Raw genomic sequence first — 15,666 nt, 5'->3', positions numbered from 1 at the left:
ACTAAATAGTGAATTAGTGAGTCATTCGTTTTATCGCACTTATTATCGATAAAATGGTGATAGAGCTTAAAATAAGTTGTATACCAATTAACGCCATGACGAGTGCGACTGAGGTTTCAGGGCCAAAAGCAATTAAGAAATAGGCAATCACTAAATCTAAAAATCCAACCAAGATATTAAACCAGCCATAAAAATTATCTTTGATTTGTTTAAAGCCTATATTTAGACGCAGTATACCCGCAAAAATAAATAGGAAGCCGATAAAAAAGGCGAGACTAAGCACTGAGAGATCCCCTCATAATTTCCCCAAAGCGTAACCATGTGTGAATAAATTTTGAGCTAGTAGGGTTGCAGCCACGAGTAAGTCTTCCCTTGTTATTGTGTAGCCAGAATGCCGCAAAACTTCCATGCCTAAGCGAACTGTTGAGAGTACGTTTCGATTTCTGACTGTGTTAGCCTGGAAGTGCTTGTCCCAACCTTGTTTCTGAGCATGAACGCCCGCAAGCCAACATGTTAGTTGAAGCATCAGGGCGATTAGCAGCATGATATCAAAACGCTCTGAGCTGCTCGTTCGGCTATGGCGTAGGCCTAGTCCGTAGGCAGGACTTTTCAAGTCTCGGAAGGTTTCTTCAATCTGCATTCGCTTCGAATAGATATTAACAAGTTGTTTGGGTGTTCGAATTTCAACAGGTAAGTTAGTTGCTAGAACCCATGGCTCCTTTGCCGACGCTGAGTAGATTTTAGGTGACGGGTGGTGACAATGAGTCCGTGTCGAGCGCTGATTTTTTCGGCCTTTAGAGCGAGATTTATACAATAGAATTTGGCATGAGATTGGATTGCTTTTAGTCAGCCTCTTATAGCCTAAAGTCTTTGAGTGACTAGATGACATATCATGTAAGTTGCTGATAGGTTTCCAGTTTTCCGCTCCTAGGTCTGCATATTGTACTTTTCCTCTTACTCGACTTAACCAGTACCAACCCAGCTTCTCAACGGATTTATACCATGGCACTTTAAAGCCAGCATCACTGACAATGAGCGGTGTGGTGTTACTCGGTAGAATGCTCGCAAGGTCGGCTAGAAATTGGTCATGAGCTTTCTTTGAACATTGCTCTGAAAGCGGGAACGCTTTCTCATAAAGAGTAACAGAACGACCGTGTAGTGCGACTGAAGCTCGCAATACCATAAGTCGTTTTTGCTCACGAATATCAGACCAGTCAACAAGTACAATGGGCATCGTATTGCCCGAACAGATAAAGCTAGCATGCCAACGGTATACAGCGAGTCGCTCTTTGTGGAGGTGACGATTACCTAACAATCGGTCGATTCGTTTGATGTTATGTTTTGTTCTCGCTTTGGTTGGCAGGTTACGGCCAAGTTCGGTAAGAGTGAGAGTTTTACAGTCAAGTAATGCGTGGCAAGCCAACGTTAAGCTGTTGAGTCGTTTTAAGTGTAATTCGGGGCAGAATTGGTAAAGAGAGTCGTGTAAAATATCGAGTTCGCACATCTTGTTGTCTGATTATTGATTTTTCGCGAAACCATTTGATCATATGACAAGATGTGTATCCACCTTAACTTAATGATTTTTACCAAAATCATTAGGGGATTCATCAGGACTAAGCATACCTTTTAGTGGATCAGTGATAAAAATATAGCCAAGCAGAAGATAAATAAAACCCGCTAATAACGTAATCAACATTGACCAACCAGAAGAAATTTGAGCATTAAAACCACCAATAATGCTGGATATCGCACAGGCAAAAAATACAACACCGAGTAATACACTGATAACAATGCCAGAAGAAAGAGGGTTAATTATACAGATAAAACCTGCAATAAAGCCCAATGTGGCAATAACAGTCATTAAAGTACATTGTTTTTTAACCAGTTTCTCTGTTAGCTGAGATAAATTATTTTTATTAATATCTAACATAGCCACCTCTTATCCTTATATTTGATACATAAGTTAAATTATAGCAATTTTTGCTTATATAACATGACTTAGTTACATAAAACTATAATTAAAAAGAGGTAGGGATGAGGGGAGCATCTTTAAAATAGAAAATTGAAGGAGTAAGGTAGTGAATTGAGATAACTTGTTAATAAAATTTATAACGGAGGTAAAATGTCTGATATCGTGTATTTAGACAGTCACTTTGTACCTAAAGAGCAGGCTAAAATATCTGTTTTTGACCGTGGTTTTTTATTTGCAGATGCCGTTTATGAAGTTACTGCTGTTATTGATGGTCAGCTCATTGACTTTAATGGGCATTTTCAACGCTTACAGCGTTCATGCAAAGAATTAGGTTTATCGCTTCCTATTACCAAAGAGTTGCTAGTTGATGTTCATCATGAACTTATCGAAAAGAATAATCTTCATGAAGGGCTTATTTATTTACAAATAACACGAGGTGCTGATTCCTCTCGTTTTTTTGATTTTCCATCTTCATCTGTTCCTTCCACAATAGTTGCTTTTGTACAACATTCAACAGTTGTTAATCATCCTAATGCAAAAAAAGGGATTTCAGTAATCAGTGTTGAAGATATTCGTTGGCAACGTTGCGATATTAAAACAGTGGCATTATTAGCGGCGTGTTTAGCAAAACACCATGCACATCAACAAGGTGCTGACGATGCTATTTTAATTAAAGATGGCTATATAACAGAAGGCAGTTCAAGTAACTTTTTTATTGTTAATCGTGATAATGAAATTATTACACGTCCGCTAAGTCAGGATATTTTGCCTGGTATTACACGCCAAGCGATTATTCAATTGGCGCAAGAAGAAGGGCTTAAAATAACAGAACGCCGATTTACACTTGATGAAGCGAAAAAAGCAAAAGAAGCTTTTATTAGCTCCGCGACTACATTAATTTGGCCAGTTATTTCAATCGACAATGAAGATATAAATCAGGGAGCCGTTGGGCATTTATCTCAACGATTACGAGATATTTACCTTGATAAAGCACTTAAAAAATAATTGTCTAGATAGACATTCTCTATCGAATTTATCGCACTGCTTTCAGATTTTTATTGCTATATAGCAGTGCGATAAATTTACCATTTACTATGTTAATTCGTTTTACTATGTTAATTATGATGCTCAATAATCATGACGGCAGTTGTATCTGGCTCTAAAGCTCGTAATACATGAGTGACGTCACCGGGATAGCAAATATAATCACCGGGTTGTAATTCTTGTTGATTATCTAAAGTACCTACCATTGCGCTTCCACTGATAATAATAATATGTTCAGTCACATTTTTACTGTGAGGATCAGAGACTCTATCTTTCCCAGGTTGTGCAATCACGGTGTATATATCGCGCTTTGCGCCTACAGGACAGGATGAAAGTAAAAAAGCATGATAGTACGCTTTTTCTGCGCTAATTTTAAAGCCATCACCTTTACGGATCACCTTAACTTCAGGTTGTGGTGCTGAAATAAGTTGAGAAAAAGGAATATTTAATGCAACACAAATTGCCCAAAGTGTTTCAATACTTGGATTTCCTTGTCCCGCTTCTAATTGAGATAATGTTGATTTTGCAACACCTGCTCGTCTTGCTATTTCAGCAAGTGAAAGACCTGCTTTTTTTCTTTCTCTAGCTAGTGCTTGAGAAATAATTTCAATAGGCGCACAAGGCGATGACATCATAGCTTCCTTCAAAAATCATCTTGCAAAAAAATAAATCGTTCAACATAATGAACGAATTGTTCGATAAAAAATACTACATTCTATGCAAATTAACAGTCGTCTTGATAATAACGTACTTAGAGATATTGTGCTTGTTTCATTAGCTGACGGTATTGTCGGTATCTCTTATGGTGCTTTAGCTCACACACAGGGTTTTGATTTTTGGGTGCCGTTGGTGTTATCCATTTTTGTTTTAGCGGGCGCTTCTGAATTTCTTTTTATTGGCGTTGTGGCGATGGGAGGAAGTGCAATATATGCGGCTCTTGCGGGATTAATGGTGAATGCACGACATATTCCTTTTAGCATGGCAGTAAAGGATTTACCGGGAAAAGGGCTTAAATCATTATTAGGTTTTCATATATTAAATGATGAGAGTGTTGTATTTGGTTTATCTCAACGTACCGCTGAACAAAATAAATTAGCATTTTGGGCTTGTGGGTTAGGAATTTTACTTGTTTGGCCTTTGGGAACCATGCTTGGTGTTTACTTGGGGTCATTTATCGTAGATATAAAGATGCTAGGGCTGGATGCGATGTTTCCAGCTATTATTCTCGCATTAAGTTTGCCAGCATTAAAAAATAAACTAACACGTCATGCTGCAATCATAGGGAGCATTATTGCACTCGTAACCACATTATTCCTTCCTGCTGGAATACCTGTTTTATTATCGCTATTAGGCGTACTGTTTGTGATAAGGAAAATATAATGTCCACAGCTTCTATTATTACAGGAATTATTATTCTTGCTGTTGGTACATACGCCATGCGTCTTTCTGGAATATTACTCAATAATAAAGCAGGTGTATCAGAGAGGGTTAAAGAGCTCCTCTCATTATCTGCGATTGTTATTTTGTTTTCGGTAGCGATGACATCGACATTTTTTGATGGTGACCAACTTGCTGATATTTCAAAAATTATTGGTGTTGGTGTTGCGGGAGTACTTACTTGGCAGAAAAAGCCCTTTATTATGATTGTGCTTAGTGCAGCAATAGTGACAGCAAGTCTACGTTGGTTAATTAATCTTTGGGGATAACACTCATTAGAGCCTCATCGCGATAAAATAAAAAGGAGGTATAATTACCTCCTTTATTCTGGAATATCGGTTATCTATCTATTTATTAATCGTTTTCTGATGATTTAGCTTCTAAAGGTAGAACAATAATAAAGCCAATTCCTTTATTATTCAGTCCTTCAGTAACAATTAGTGATGCTTGAATTTTATTAGCGAGATTTTGTGCAATAGATAGACCTAATCCGCTACCTGTTTCGTTAGAGCCAGGAACGCGATAAAAACGTGAAAATAGAACATTAATATGTTCTTTTGCGACACCAGGGCCATTATCACGCACGATAACATGTATCCCTTCGGCGTATCGATTCTCAATAGTTACCTCAACTTGGCTACCTTCAGGGCAATATTTAATGGCATTATCAAGCAGATTATTAAATATAGAGAGTAAAGCCTGTTTATCTGTTTTAAGTATTAAACTTTGGCCTTCATTAAGTGATAACTCAATATTTTTAGTAATCGCATAAGGAACGCGTTGCGCTATTGCATTTCCAATGACGTTATAGATATCAATAGATTCTATTTTTAATGGGAAATCGTCACATTCTAATCGTGCCAGATCTATTAATTGATGAGAAAGTGCTGCTGCTCTATCAAGAGATTGTTTCATATCATCAATAATTTCTTCACGCTCTTGCTGATCATCGACTAAAGAAAGCAGATGTAATTGAGCAATAACCGCAGCTATTGGTGTTCTTAATTCATGGGCGGCATCTGCCATAAATTGTTTTTCACGAATATTAGCAGCGTCAATTCTTGCCATTAATTGGTTTAGTTCTTTAAAGATAGGGCGAATTTCTTTAAATTGCTGACTGACATTAATAGGCGTTAAATTACGTGGTTTACGATTAGAAATAAGTTCTGCTGCTTGTCTTAAAGGGCGTAAACTAAAATAAGCAGTAATTAAGATTGCAAAAATAACAGTTGCGAGAATAAATAGAAAAGGAACAAAGGTGCCTTCAACAGGGTTACCAATAACATGGCCTCTGTCTTCAACAGATTCACCGATAAACACTTTTATTTTATGTTTTTCTCCCCAGCTAAAAGAGAGTATCCACTTTTCACCTGCGACAGACACTTTTTCTGATGCTAATGAAAGTACTCTTGTAGGGATAGGCAACTCAGGACGATTAGTATAAATCAGAGTATTATTTTCATCTAAGGCAATAAACCACGGTAAATATTGTAGTTCATCATCTTCACCATTAAGCATGGCGTCGATATACATGCCTTGTAAATTATGAGCGACTTCTTTGAGAACTTCAGGCTGGTCAGCAACAATCTCTAAGGTATTAGCAAAACCCTCAGCAATAATTTCTTGCTGTTTGTTATAAACTTTTTCGAACTCAGCAAGATAATCAAATTGTATCCAAGCTAACCAAACTCCCCAAAGCATAACGATGGAGATAATCTGAAGGACAATGGTGTAAATAAAGAAGGAGCGGATCTTCATTTAATTAGTTTCTTTTTTTAATAAATAACCTACGCCACGAACCGTGATAATACGTTCTTTGCCTATTTTTCTCCGTAAATTATGCATATGTACTTCAAGGGAATTGCTCTCAATTTTATCGTCTAAACCAAATAAACGCTGTTCCAACTCTGATTTACGCACCACATTGTCAGTATTACGCATTAATTCATATAATAGTTGGTATTCTTTACCTGATAATAAAAGCAATTCGTCATTTAAAGTGACTTGATGGTTTGCTGGATTAAGCTGTAAATCGCCAATAGACCATATTTGTGAAGAGAAACCGGCCATTCTACGACTAACCGCTTTTACGCGAGAAATAAGTTCAGGCATAGCAAAAGGCTTTGGTAAAAAATCATCTGCGCCTGAATCTAATGTTTGTACTAAATTATCAATTTGAGTGCGGGCAGTTAAAATAATAATCGGAATTTTCTCGCCACTTTTTCTAAGTGCAATCAGTTCATCTTGCCCATCACCATCAGGTAGACCTAAATCTAATAGCATTAAATCAAAAGGGCGTTGACTTAATTGAACACGAGCATCCGCAAGCAATCTGACCCAACATGGTTGAAAACCAGCAATTTCAAGCCCGCGACAAAGCGCTTTACCGAGTTGTAAATCGTCTTCAACTAATAAAATATTCATAATAATACCTACCTAAAATCGTCTTAAGAAAGTATAAGAGCCAAATAAAAATTGAGCAATATAATAAAATGTAAAGCAAGGTTTGATTAATGAACTCTTAATGTAAGATAAATTTTTATTTAATACGGTTTACTAAAAATAAATGACTAGAATTTTTAGGAATGGATTGAGATAAGTATGCTATTTATTTCATATTTATCACGTTAAGGCATTTAATGTTAAATTTAAAGATCTATTTTAGATAGAATTAGTATAATTAACCCAATGTGAATAATAAATACCTTGCTCTATTATGCTAAGGTAACTTAAATACTTTATTTAAGTTACTTTGGATTTAAAAGTGAAGATTATTAAAAATTAACATTAACTAAATAAGTTTTTATATTTAAAATAATATAAATATAAAATATCAATTTTATTGAATAATATAACTATTAAATTCATGTCTTATTCTTTTATTGAAAATGGATAACTGTTTTAATATATCCCTGTTGTGCAACATTTTTATTAGATTTAAATTATTTACTCTATTCATCTATACTCTTGCAGTAAAAATTAACTACTTGAAAGGAATTTATTTTTTAATAAAAGGAATTTACATGAAATTAGATGGTGTTATTTAGTATAAATTAAATCATTCTGTGTCAGAAATGCTCCCAACCCTCTGGGAGCATTTCACATGATGTTATCACTGACAAAGTGAGTTATCCCACAACATTAAGTTAAATGGTAAATTTAATGGCGCCACTAATTCATTCACCGTGGTTTGAAGCTCTGCTTTTACTTGAATCAGCCTCTGTTTATCTATATCAGGAATAAAGTTATCTTTTGCTGGTAAATCATCTAATGTGTACTCTTCCACCAAAACGCCATTAGCCCAACGCTGAAATAGCCAATAACTTTCTGGCATCAATGTATATTTTGTACCGTCAATAATTGTTGTTTTATCTTCCTGATAACGAAAGGAAATAAGCTGATTTGCAACGTTATCCCAAACCCAACCTTTGTATGTTCCATCCTCTAATCGATTTATCGACCAATGCATATCATCAGGTTGATAAAAATACAGCTCAGTTAATACAACATAAGGTGTGGTTTTTGTTGATAATGAGGCCTGAATAAGACCATCAGTAAAATAAGAAATATTAAGCGTTTTATTATCAATGTTCAGTTCAATACTGCAAGTATCCCAATGTGTTATTGTTAAACCTTCTTTAGTTGGTTTTTCTGGAATGGAAATCACGGCATCTGTTGCATCATCTTCTGCTGGTGGGTAGTAATGACCTGTAATATATTCACCGTTATTGTCATAGAAGTACCATGTCGCTAAAGGTGAGTTTTGAAAATATTTATTAATGATCAAAAAAGAGAGTAGTGCAATCGTCAAAAAAAGAAATATAAATCGTATTTTTTTAGCCATTTTAATTAATTGCCTATTTTCCGTTTGCTGGTCAGAATTCTATAAATTCATAGAAATAAAAGCGAGACATTTAATTAATAAACGTAATATACTTTCCCGTAATTAAGATAATAAGTGCACTTTAATGACCTTAAGACAAATACTTAGATAAGGATATTTTTCATGATTAAAAATAAAGTACTTGCAGCACATTATTTTTTAAAGGGAATGGACAATGATAATTATTATCCAACACACCTTGTAAAGAAAGGGCAAGATTTACTAAAAGCACTTTGTGTAAAAATAGAAGCGACTTCACCTAAAAATTTGGCAGAACTTTATATTTTAACGCAAGAAACAACAGATCAATTTAATGAGTTAGCTGAAGAGTTTTATGAAGAAAATAGCGAAATTGAAACAGTAGCAAGAGAGTGTATTGCTGAGGATTTTTGCGTTATCGCTGATGAATATGGTTTTGAAAATGCTGATATAGAAGAGTTAATTGCAACACGAGATTGGTAGGGAAAAGATGAGAAAACCGTATCGTGTTTTCTCATCTTTCACTAATCTTAATTTTATCAATTATCACCTAAATGATAATGAGAATAATTTAGTTGACAAAGAAATATTTATTAATAAACTAGCTCTCAGTTTGGTCAAAAAGACTCGTAAGCGTTTACGTTAATCAACGCATATAACTTTTTTAGCCTGTTGTATCGGCAGTTATGTGCTGTTGTACAATCGTATTATTGGAGTCTTTATCTATGTCTTTTCATGACAAAAATTACTTTTTAGGTATTCCTAAACTTCCTACTCGAGCAATGATTTTTCTTGTTCCCTTTTTCCTTTCTTTTATCATGTCAGGTATTGTTGCTTTTATTAGTACCGTCAAATCGTTAGGAATGGGAACGTACGTTATCTCCCCGTGGTTAACTTCTTGGGGGATCTCTTGGATGATTGCTTTTCCTACTGTTTTATTCGTCTTGCCGATCGCAAGACGCTTTTCACTGTTATTGGTGAAACCAGCCAAATCTAATGATTAATTAAAAAAGAGATCAGCAATTGATGCTGATCTCTTTGTTTTTCACAATGTGAAGTAAACCATCGCCTAAATGAATAAGATCCGATAGCCTTAAACTTGTATATTTAAATGGTATATCGAAAAGCGAAGATATTTTTCTTTGCATAAATTCTTATTGATAGCAGGAGGCTTTAAATGAGTTTGTTGTTCTCCCCTAAAAAACTAGGCCCCCATCAGTTAGATAACCGTATTATCGTTGCACCTATGTGCCAATATTCAGCACAAGAAGGTTACCCGACAGCATGGCACACGATGCATTACGGGCAGCTAGCATTATCAGGTGCTTCGCTAGTGATTGTTGAAGCAACAGCGGTTGAGCCTAGAGGTCGTATTAGTTATAAAGATTTAGGTATTTGGTCTGATCAACATGGCAGTGAATTAAAAAAGCTTGTTGATAATGTTAAGCAATATTCATCTGCAAAAATTGGTATACAGATTGCACATGCAGGACGTAAAGCATCGACCGATTTACCTTGGAATGGCGGAGCGTCATTAGCGCCAGATTCTCCTAATGGATGGCAGAAAGTTGCACCTTCAGAAATTCCTTTTGGAAAGAATCATCAGCCTCATGCTCTGGCTATTGATGAAATTGAAGAAATAAAACAAGCTTTTGTTGATGCCGCGAGAAGAGCGGAGTCAGCAGGATTTGATGTAATTGAGATCCACGGTGCTCATGGATATTTATTGCATGAATTCTTATCTCCATTATCAAATCACAGAACGGATCAATACGGTGGCGATTTTAATAATCGTAGTCGGTTATTAGTGGATGTCTTTGTCGCTGTGAAAAATGCAGTTTCTGATAATGTTTGTGTTGGTGTCAGAATTTCTGCGACAGATTGGGTTGAAGGCGGTTGGGACTTAGAAAGTGCGATTGCGTTAACACAACATCTTGAAGAATTAGGTTGCCATTATATTCATGTTTCTTCTGGTGGATTATCAGAAAAACAAGAAATTAAACTAGGTCCTAATTATCAAGTACCATTTGCTCAAGCAATTTATAATGAAACGCAACTACCTGTTATTACTGTTGGTCTAATTACTGAGCCAGAACAAGCCGAAGCCATTTTACTTACAGAGCAGGCTGATTTTATCGCTTTAGGCCGAGGTATTCTTTATGATCCTCGTTGGCCTTGGCATGCGGCGGAAAAACTCAAACAAACCATAAAAGTGGCGCCTCAATATTTACGTTGTGCGCCTCATGGTAGCAAAGACTTTTTTAAATAGTGATACCAAGCCACGGGGAATAACAGTGTGTTATTCAGGGGAACCGTGGCTTTTTCTTTAATAACCGTTATGATGATGCGCATAAATAGCAAGCATAATTGAATTGCGTTGTAATAATTGGTCGTAAATAAGATGAAAAAAAATCCCTTATTGCTTCAACCAAGGATTGCTTAAGACGATGTGTTTTGAATGCGAACACATCATCAGAGAATTAAGCATTCTTTGATGACTCATTAATTTATTGCGAGTCATATTATGAAAAATAAACATTGGTCGCGTGTAGAATACCTACACGAAACGGTTAAAAATAAAAATATTATCATCAAAGGACAACACAGCTATTACAGTGATTGTTGGGATGAGGGTTTTGAAACCTCTGTTGTTCGCTATCTTTATGGTGATGAAGTTAGCCTGCAATGGGAACCATTGTGGGAAATTGATAAATTATATGTTGGCGATTATGTCTGTATTGGTGCGCAAGCCGTCATATTAATGGGAGGAAACCATACACATCGTATGGATTGGTTCTCTCTTTATCCTTTTATGGATAAAATTGAAGAGGCATATATTGGTAAAGGTGATACTCATATTCATGATGGTGCATGGATAGGAATGCGTGCAATGATAATGCCTGGTGTGACGGTTGGAGAAGGTGCTATTGTTGCGGCTAATAGCGTTGTTTCCAAAGATGTTGAACCTTATAGCATTGTTGGAGGAACACCCGCACGACATCTTAAATATCGTTTTGAGCCAAAGGTTATTGAGCAACTTTTATCTTTAAAAATTTACCAATGGTCAGAAAAGAAATTTGATGCTCTGAGGCCTTATTTATGCCAATCATCAATTGATAAATTATTAATTGCAGAAGCGAAATTTATTGAGTAAAGCAAAATCCCTAAACGTAACTATGTTTAGGGGTTTTTACTTAGATACTATTTTAATATAAATTAATTATATCACTAAAAGATAAAAAATAACGTTGTTTTTTTATTTGATCTCTATCTCAAATTCCAGAATATTTTAATTTCATTAAAATACTTATTATTTTAATTTTTCATGTTTATTTTTATTTTTCATTATTTATGATTTTTCTTTAGTGATTGATTTTATTTTAAAAATAAAAATTAGTTATTTGTTTTTTTATTAAATTTAAAATTATCTAATGATGTTACTATTTATATTTAATAGAATCGTCAAGAGTTATTAAGTTATTTTATAAGATATATAATGTGTAAAAAATAAAATACATATTACTCTATATGTGAGTTTATTAATTTTGGAGTGATATAGGTATGGCTTGTAATATAAATTTTAAGATAAAACTATTAGTTATTATATTATTTTCATCTACTTCTTCCTATGCCAATAATACCACGTTATTAGGTGGAAATAGTAAAGCTGATGGTAATGAATCGACCGCGGTTGGATATAATACATGGGCACATTCAGACCAATCAACCGCAATTGGCGCTAATGCGGGAGCAGAAGGTAAAAATGCAACGGCAATAGGTCATAAAAGTACAGCAATAGGAGATAATGCGATGTCATTGGGAAGTGGTGCAATGGCAATCGGTGACGGTTCTCTTTCTATTGGCTCTCAAGCTTATAGTGAAAATAAAGATTCAATTAGTATAGGGAAAGGGGCAATAAATAATGCTGAAAATGGGGTTATTTTAGGTAGTGGCAGTCGCCTTTCTGATAATGCAGATAATTCAGTTATTATTGGTAGCAAATCTTCAGGATCAGCAAGTAATGCAATTATATTGGGCGATAACAGTAGTAATAATCGCAATAATACATTATCAATTGGCAGTGATAAAAATCAGCGACAAATTATTAATGTAGCAGCAGGTACAGAAGATAATGATGCTGTTAATGTTTCTCAATTAAGAAAAGAAAAAGATAATATTCTTATTGAAGCAGATAAACGTATTAATGACAATAATCAGAATATTTATAATAGAATTGAGCAAGAAAAAGATCGCATTCTTAAAGAGACAAATAATCAAATAAATGATAACAATAAAATAATAAAAGGCGATATTGCTAAAGCAAATGAGGAGGTACTAAAAAGAAGTGAAACAAAAGCAAATGAATTAGCCAATAGTGCAGAGAAGAAAGCAAATCAATATACTGATAGTAAAATAGAAAAACATCAAGAGAATACGATTAATTATATCAATGAAGTAAAAAACGAATTTCATATCTATAGTGAAAATAAATATGATGAAATAAAATCAGGCGTTGAAGATTATACTAATAATCGAGTGGATGAAATGAAAGGTAATATTGAGAAAAATACCAATGATAAAATTACCAAGTCTGAAAATAATATTAAAGAATATACCAATAATAGAATTGTTGAAGTTGAGAATAGTGGTAAAGAATACACTGATTTTAAAGTCAATGAACATCATGAAAAAACAGTAGACCATATCAAGAATACCCGAGATGAAATAACATCATTGACAGAAGGGCGAGTTATAAAATCTGAAAAAAATGCCAATAATTATACTGATATAGAAATCAGTAAAATTTCCTCAGGTATTGAGGGTGCAATAAATAGAAATAACGAAAAAATTACAAAAGAGCGTGAAAAATATATTACTCAAAAAGGAAATGAATATATCAATATCACCAATACTGTTATCAATGAAAGAGATGAGTCCCTAAGAGAATACATTGATTCGTCAAAAAAAGACTCTATTTCTATTGCGAATGAATATATCAACAATAAGATTAAGAATATCTTTATTGATAATGATGTTGCGCTCAATAATATGGATAACAAAATAGATAAAGCTGACAAAAGGGCAAGTGCAGGTATTGCCTCTGTTGCGGCAATGGCCAATATTCCTTATGTGACTAATCATACTTTTAGTTTAGGAGTGGGTGTGGGTAATTATCGCGATGCTAATGCCCTTGCAACAGGTGCTCAGTATCAAATAACAGAAAGTGCCATTATTCGTGTCTCTGCTTCATGGAATACAGAAGATCGCGGTGTTGTCGGCGGAGGTGTTTCTTATGGTTGGTAAAGCACTTTTATATTGTGCTCAATAGAATGAAAAATAGAGATAAGGCTGTTTCTTTTTTATCTATCTGCTGGCTTTTATGGCTTGGATTTGAATAATAAAGGTAACAGCCTTTGTTTTCTATAATGAGTAAATTATGATCTTTCTTCATTCGGGTGGTGGCGCTTTTGAAAAACAAACAAGAGTTAATCAGGTCGCAACAGAAAAAGCACAAGAGATTGCTAAAAGTAAGATAAAACAAGTGGTACAACTTAGATCACTTGCAGACTTTCCTGTTGATATTAAACAGATTGGGGTGATATTACTGATTGAGCCCACTATTGAGTTAGCGCTTGAAGTGGGGCGACAGTATTCACAATCTGCGGATATTGTTATTGCTGAAAGTGCAACTGTAGGAAGGAAACTGACCATTTGTCAGATTGAATTTGCAGTAACAAAAATCTGTGTTCTCTGATTTTTGAACTTAATCAGTTATCCACATTAACTGTGGATAACTCTTGTCTTACATGTTAGTAATCTTATTATCTATTGATTTTATTGGATATTTTATATTGATTGAAAAATATCCATTTAAATTAATGTTCTTAATGCTTTGTTATTATTCAAAATAATAAATCACATAATAAAATAATACAGTTTTTAATTAATAGAGATACAAAGTATGACAAATCTCTCTATAAGATGCTATTTATCGAATAATGGCGTTGGTTTACCGTCATGATCAACCGCAACGAAATTAAACTGACCATGGATAACTTCTTCACGGCCTTCTGCATACATATCTTCAAGAAAAATAGAAACATTTACCGTCAAACTTGTACGTCCAACACGAATAACTTCACCCACTAATTCAATAATCGTACCCGATGGAATAGGGTGGTTAAAATTTATTTTTTCAGTTGAAACCGTCACTAGGCGTTTACGGCTAAAGCGGGTGGCGGTAATAAATGAAACTTCATCCATCCAAGCTAATGCAGTACCACCAAAGAGTGTTGAGTGATGATTAGTCGTGGTGGGGAATATGACTTTAGATACACGAGTGACTGAATTTTTAATTTTATCTTGTAGCTCAGGAGATAAGTCAGAGATGGACATAACAATAAAGCCTTCTTCTTTTATACTGTAGGGAGAAATTCCTCACAGTATAAAATAGAGTAAATTGAAAGCAAAGTAGATGAATGGCTGATTATGCCGTCTGTAATTAAAAGGTTATTTCACCAGTTAAAAAGAGTGCAGCATCTCCTGTTAGTAAAACTCGATTATCTTTTAATTCACAATCGATATTTCCACCTCGTTCTGAAACTTGTCTTGCTTGTAACTGTGTTTTATTGAGTTTATTACCCCAAATTGGTGCTAATACACAATGCGATGTGCCTGTAACAGGATCTTCATTCACGCCTTTCACGGGTGCAAAGAAGCGAGAAATAAAGTCAAAAGGAGCATTACCTTTAGATGTGATAATAACGCCAGGTAAAGGCAACTGTGCGATTTGAGTGAAATCCGGTTGGTAGTTAATGACGGTTTCTGGATCAGATAAAAAGCAAACATAACGATCGCGCGCTTGCCAAACTTCATCTATTTGTAATACTAATTTTTCTTCAAGCGCTGATTTTATATCGTTATTTAATGTCGCGGATATAGCTGGAAAATTAAGTGTAAAGAGAGAGCCTTGGCAAGAAATAGTGAGCTCACCTGAAAGAGATTGGAATTTAAAGAGCTTATTAGGAGACTGTTTTATCGTTTTTAGTACAAAAGCTGTGGCTAATGTTGCGTGTCCACAAAGAGGAACTTCAATTTTAGGTGTAAACCAACGAATATGATCACCAACTAAAAAAGCGGTTTCAGGTAAATTAATCTCACTAGCAAGTGTAATTAAGGTGTCATCAGGTAACCACTCGTCTAACAAAATGACAGCTGCGGGATTTCCTGAAAAAGGCAGAGAGGAAAAAGCATTAACATAATAAATAGGAAGAACTGTCATCGTATTACCTTAGTGATAAACTGCCAATGAATAGAAGGTAATGAGATTAAGTGTTTTAAATATTGGGTG

General features: G+C 34.8%; 18 protein-coding genes. 9 read left to right on the top strand and 9 right to left on the bottom strand.

The features are described from left to right. Positions 1–13: 13 nt before the first annotated feature. The 3 genes from F1325_RS12075 to F1325_RS12065 all read right to left on the bottom strand — a co-directional run bounded on the left by F1325_RS12075 (position 14) and on the right by F1325_RS12065 (position 1,930). A complete protein-coding gene (locus F1325_RS12075; protein WP_244313521.1) occupies positions 14–283 on the bottom strand; it encodes a DUF308 domain-containing protein in 270 nt (89 codons plus the stop codon). A 12-nt stretch (positions 284–295) separates the two neighbouring features. After that, positions 296–1,504 (bottom strand): IS4-like element ISVsa5 family transposase, encoded by a 1,209-nt coding sequence (locus tag F1325_RS12070; protein ID WP_001339197.1) that lies wholly within the window; start codon positions 1,502–1,504, stop codon positions 296–298. A 69-nt stretch (positions 1,505–1,573) separates the two neighbouring features. After that, a complete protein-coding gene (locus tag F1325_RS12065) occupies positions 1,574–1,930 on the bottom strand; it encodes a DUF308 domain-containing protein (RefSeq protein ID WP_244313520.1) in 357 nt (118 codons plus the stop codon). A gap of 192 nt (positions 1,931–2,122) precedes the next feature. Here F1325_RS12065 and F1325_RS12060 point away from each other — a divergent pair, with 192 nt between their 5' ends. Continuing rightward, complete coding sequence (locus tag F1325_RS12060; protein ID WP_109373835.1) at positions 2,123–2,977, top strand: D-amino-acid transaminase; 855 nt, start codon at positions 2,123–2,125, stop codon at positions 2,975–2,977. 110 nt (positions 2,978–3,087) lie between these two features. Here F1325_RS12060 and F1325_RS12055 read toward each other — a convergent pair whose 3' ends face one another. Next, positions 3,088–3,648 (bottom strand): helix-turn-helix domain-containing protein, encoded by a 561-nt coding sequence (locus tag F1325_RS12055; protein ID WP_109373834.1) that lies wholly within the window; start codon positions 3,646–3,648, stop codon positions 3,088–3,090. An 85-nt stretch (positions 3,649–3,733) separates the two neighbouring features. Between F1325_RS12055 and F1325_RS12050 the strand changes: the two genes are divergently transcribed. Together F1325_RS12050 and F1325_RS12045 are read left to right on the top strand one after the other, a co-directional pair. Beyond that, a complete protein-coding gene (locus F1325_RS12050; RefSeq protein WP_109373833.1) occupies positions 3,734–4,396 on the top strand; it encodes an AzlC family ABC transporter permease in 663 nt (220 codons plus the stop codon). After that, entirely contained in the window at positions 4,393–4,722 is a 330-nt protein-coding gene (locus F1325_RS12045) for an AzlD domain-containing protein (protein ID WP_109373832.1), read from the top strand. Before F1325_RS12050 ends, F1325_RS12045 begins: the two co-directional genes overlap by 4 nt. A gap of 85 nt (positions 4,723–4,807) precedes the next feature. On the opposite strand, the gene F1325_RS12040 is transcribed toward F1325_RS12045, so the two are convergent. The 3 genes from F1325_RS12040 to F1325_RS12030 all read right to left on the bottom strand — a co-directional run bounded on the left by F1325_RS12040 (position 4,808) and on the right by F1325_RS12030 (position 8,297). After that, positions 4,808–6,211, bottom strand: a complete 1,404-nt coding sequence (locus F1325_RS12040) for an ATP-binding protein (protein WP_109373831.1) — start codon at positions 6,209–6,211, stop codon at positions 4,808–4,810. Then, positions 6,212–6,877, bottom strand: a complete 666-nt coding sequence (locus F1325_RS12035; RefSeq protein ID WP_109373830.1) for a response regulator — start codon at positions 6,875–6,877, stop codon at positions 6,212–6,214. 688 nt (positions 6,878–7,565) lie between these two features. Beyond that, positions 7,566–8,297 (bottom strand): hypothetical protein, encoded by a 732-nt coding sequence (locus F1325_RS12030; protein ID WP_109373829.1) that lies wholly within the window; start codon positions 8,295–8,297, stop codon positions 7,566–7,568. A 162-nt stretch (positions 8,298–8,459) separates the two neighbouring features. Here F1325_RS12030 and F1325_RS12025 point away from each other — a divergent pair, with 162 nt between their 5' ends. The 6 genes from F1325_RS12025 (at position 8,460) to F1325_RS12000 (ending at position 14,070) form a co-directional block, all read left to right on the top strand. After that, complete coding sequence (locus F1325_RS12025) at positions 8,460–8,798, top strand: DUF5713 family protein (RefSeq protein WP_109373828.1); 339 nt, start codon at positions 8,460–8,462, stop codon at positions 8,796–8,798. A gap of 242 nt (positions 8,799–9,040) precedes the next feature. Beyond that, positions 9,041–9,319 carry a DUF2798 domain-containing protein gene (locus tag F1325_RS12020; RefSeq protein WP_109373827.1) on the top strand — a complete coding sequence of 93 codons (279 nt, stop codon included), beginning with the start codon at positions 9,041–9,043 and terminating at the stop codon, positions 9,317–9,319. A 173-nt stretch (positions 9,320–9,492) separates the two neighbouring features. Next, positions 9,493–10,584: an NADH:flavin oxidoreductase/NADH oxidase gene (locus F1325_RS12015; RefSeq protein ID WP_160230509.1), complete on the top strand. Its 1,092-nt coding sequence runs from the start codon at positions 9,493–9,495 to the stop codon at positions 10,582–10,584. Between the two features lie 255 nt (positions 10,585–10,839). Further along, positions 10,840–11,469, top strand: a complete 630-nt coding sequence (locus F1325_RS12010; RefSeq protein ID WP_109373825.1) for a CatB-related O-acetyltransferase — start codon at positions 10,840–10,842, stop codon at positions 11,467–11,469. Between the two features lie 407 nt (positions 11,470–11,876). Next, the gene (locus F1325_RS12005) at positions 11,877–13,619 is read left to right on the top strand and encodes a YadA-like family protein (protein WP_160230508.1); all 1,743 of its coding nucleotides are present in this window, start codon (positions 11,877–11,879) and stop codon (positions 13,617–13,619) included. 133 nt (positions 13,620–13,752) lie between these two features. Continuing rightward, positions 13,753–14,070 carry a hypothetical protein gene (locus F1325_RS12000; protein ID WP_160230507.1) on the top strand — a complete coding sequence of 106 codons (318 nt, stop codon included), beginning with the start codon at positions 13,753–13,755 and terminating at the stop codon, positions 14,068–14,070. A gap of 230 nt (positions 14,071–14,300) precedes the next feature. Here the strand turns inward: F1325_RS12000 and F1325_RS11995 are convergent, their stop codons facing one another. Both F1325_RS11995 and F1325_RS11990 read right to left on the bottom strand, forming a co-directional pair. Further along, positions 14,301–14,711 carry an acyl-CoA thioesterase gene (locus F1325_RS11995; protein WP_023581781.1) on the bottom strand — a complete coding sequence of 137 codons (411 nt, stop codon included), beginning with the start codon at positions 14,709–14,711 and terminating at the stop codon, positions 14,301–14,303. Positions 14,712–14,817: 106 nt separating this feature from the next. Then, positions 14,818–15,597: a PhzF family phenazine biosynthesis protein gene (locus F1325_RS11990; RefSeq protein ID WP_160230506.1), complete on the bottom strand. Its 780-nt coding sequence runs from the start codon at positions 15,595–15,597 to the stop codon at positions 14,818–14,820. Positions 15,598–15,666: the final 69 nt, after the last annotated feature.

The sequence above is a fragment of the Proteus columbae genome, assembly GCF_009914335.1.
GTDB lineage: Bacteria > Pseudomonadota > Gammaproteobacteria > Enterobacterales > Enterobacteriaceae > Proteus.
This window is presented reverse-complemented; position numbering and strand designations above follow the sequence as displayed.

Excerpts from the sequence above, each read along its gene's own strand:
- F1325_RS12000 (WP_160230507.1), top strand. The coding sequence starts at position 13,753 with ATGATCTTTCTTCATTCGGGTGGTGGCGCTTTTGAAAAACAAACAAGA.
- F1325_RS11995 (WP_023581781.1), bottom strand. The coding sequence starts at position 14,711 with ATGTCCATCTCTGACTTATCTCCTGAGCTACAAGATAAAATTAAAAAT.
- F1325_RS12060 (WP_109373835.1), top strand. The coding sequence starts at position 2,123 with ATGTCTGATATCGTGTATTTAGACAGTCACTTTGTACCTAAAGAGCAG.
- F1325_RS12065 (WP_244313520.1), bottom strand. The coding sequence starts at position 1,930 with ATGTTAGATATTAATAAAAATAATTTATCTCAGCTAACAGAGAAACTG.
- F1325_RS12035 (WP_109373830.1), bottom strand. The coding sequence starts at position 6,877 with ATGAATATTTTATTAGTTGAAGACGATTTACAACTCGGTAAAGCGCTT.
- F1325_RS12005 (WP_160230508.1), top strand. The coding sequence starts at position 11,877 with ATGGCTTGTAATATAAATTTTAAGATAAAACTATTAGTTATTATATTA.
- F1325_RS12030 (WP_109373829.1), bottom strand. The coding sequence starts at position 8,297 with ATGGCTAAAAAAATACGATTTATATTTCTTTTTTTGACGATTGCACTA.
- F1325_RS12020 (WP_109373827.1), top strand. The coding sequence starts at position 9,041 with ATGTCTTTTCATGACAAAAATTACTTTTTAGGTATTCCTAAACTTCCT.
- F1325_RS11990 (WP_160230506.1), bottom strand. The coding sequence starts at position 15,597 with ATGACAGTTCTTCCTATTTATTATGTTAATGCTTTTTCCTCTCTGCCT.
- F1325_RS12055 (WP_109373834.1), bottom strand. The coding sequence starts at position 3,648 with ATGTCATCGCCTTGTGCGCCTATTGAAATTATTTCTCAAGCACTAGCT.
- F1325_RS12025 (WP_109373828.1), top strand. The coding sequence starts at position 8,460 with ATGATTAAAAATAAAGTACTTGCAGCACATTATTTTTTAAAGGGAATG.
- F1325_RS12070 (WP_001339197.1), bottom strand. The coding sequence starts at position 1,504 with ATGTGCGAACTCGATATTTTACACGACTCTCTTTACCAATTCTGCCCC.
- F1325_RS12050 (WP_109373833.1), top strand. The coding sequence starts at position 3,734 with ATGCAAATTAACAGTCGTCTTGATAATAACGTACTTAGAGATATTGTG.
- F1325_RS12010 (WP_109373825.1), top strand. The coding sequence starts at position 10,840 with ATGAAAAATAAACATTGGTCGCGTGTAGAATACCTACACGAAACGGTT.
- F1325_RS12040 (WP_109373831.1), bottom strand. The coding sequence starts at position 6,211 with ATGAAGATCCGCTCCTTCTTTATTTACACCATTGTCCTTCAGATTATC.
- F1325_RS12015 (WP_160230509.1), top strand. The coding sequence starts at position 9,493 with ATGAGTTTGTTGTTCTCCCCTAAAAAACTAGGCCCCCATCAGTTAGAT.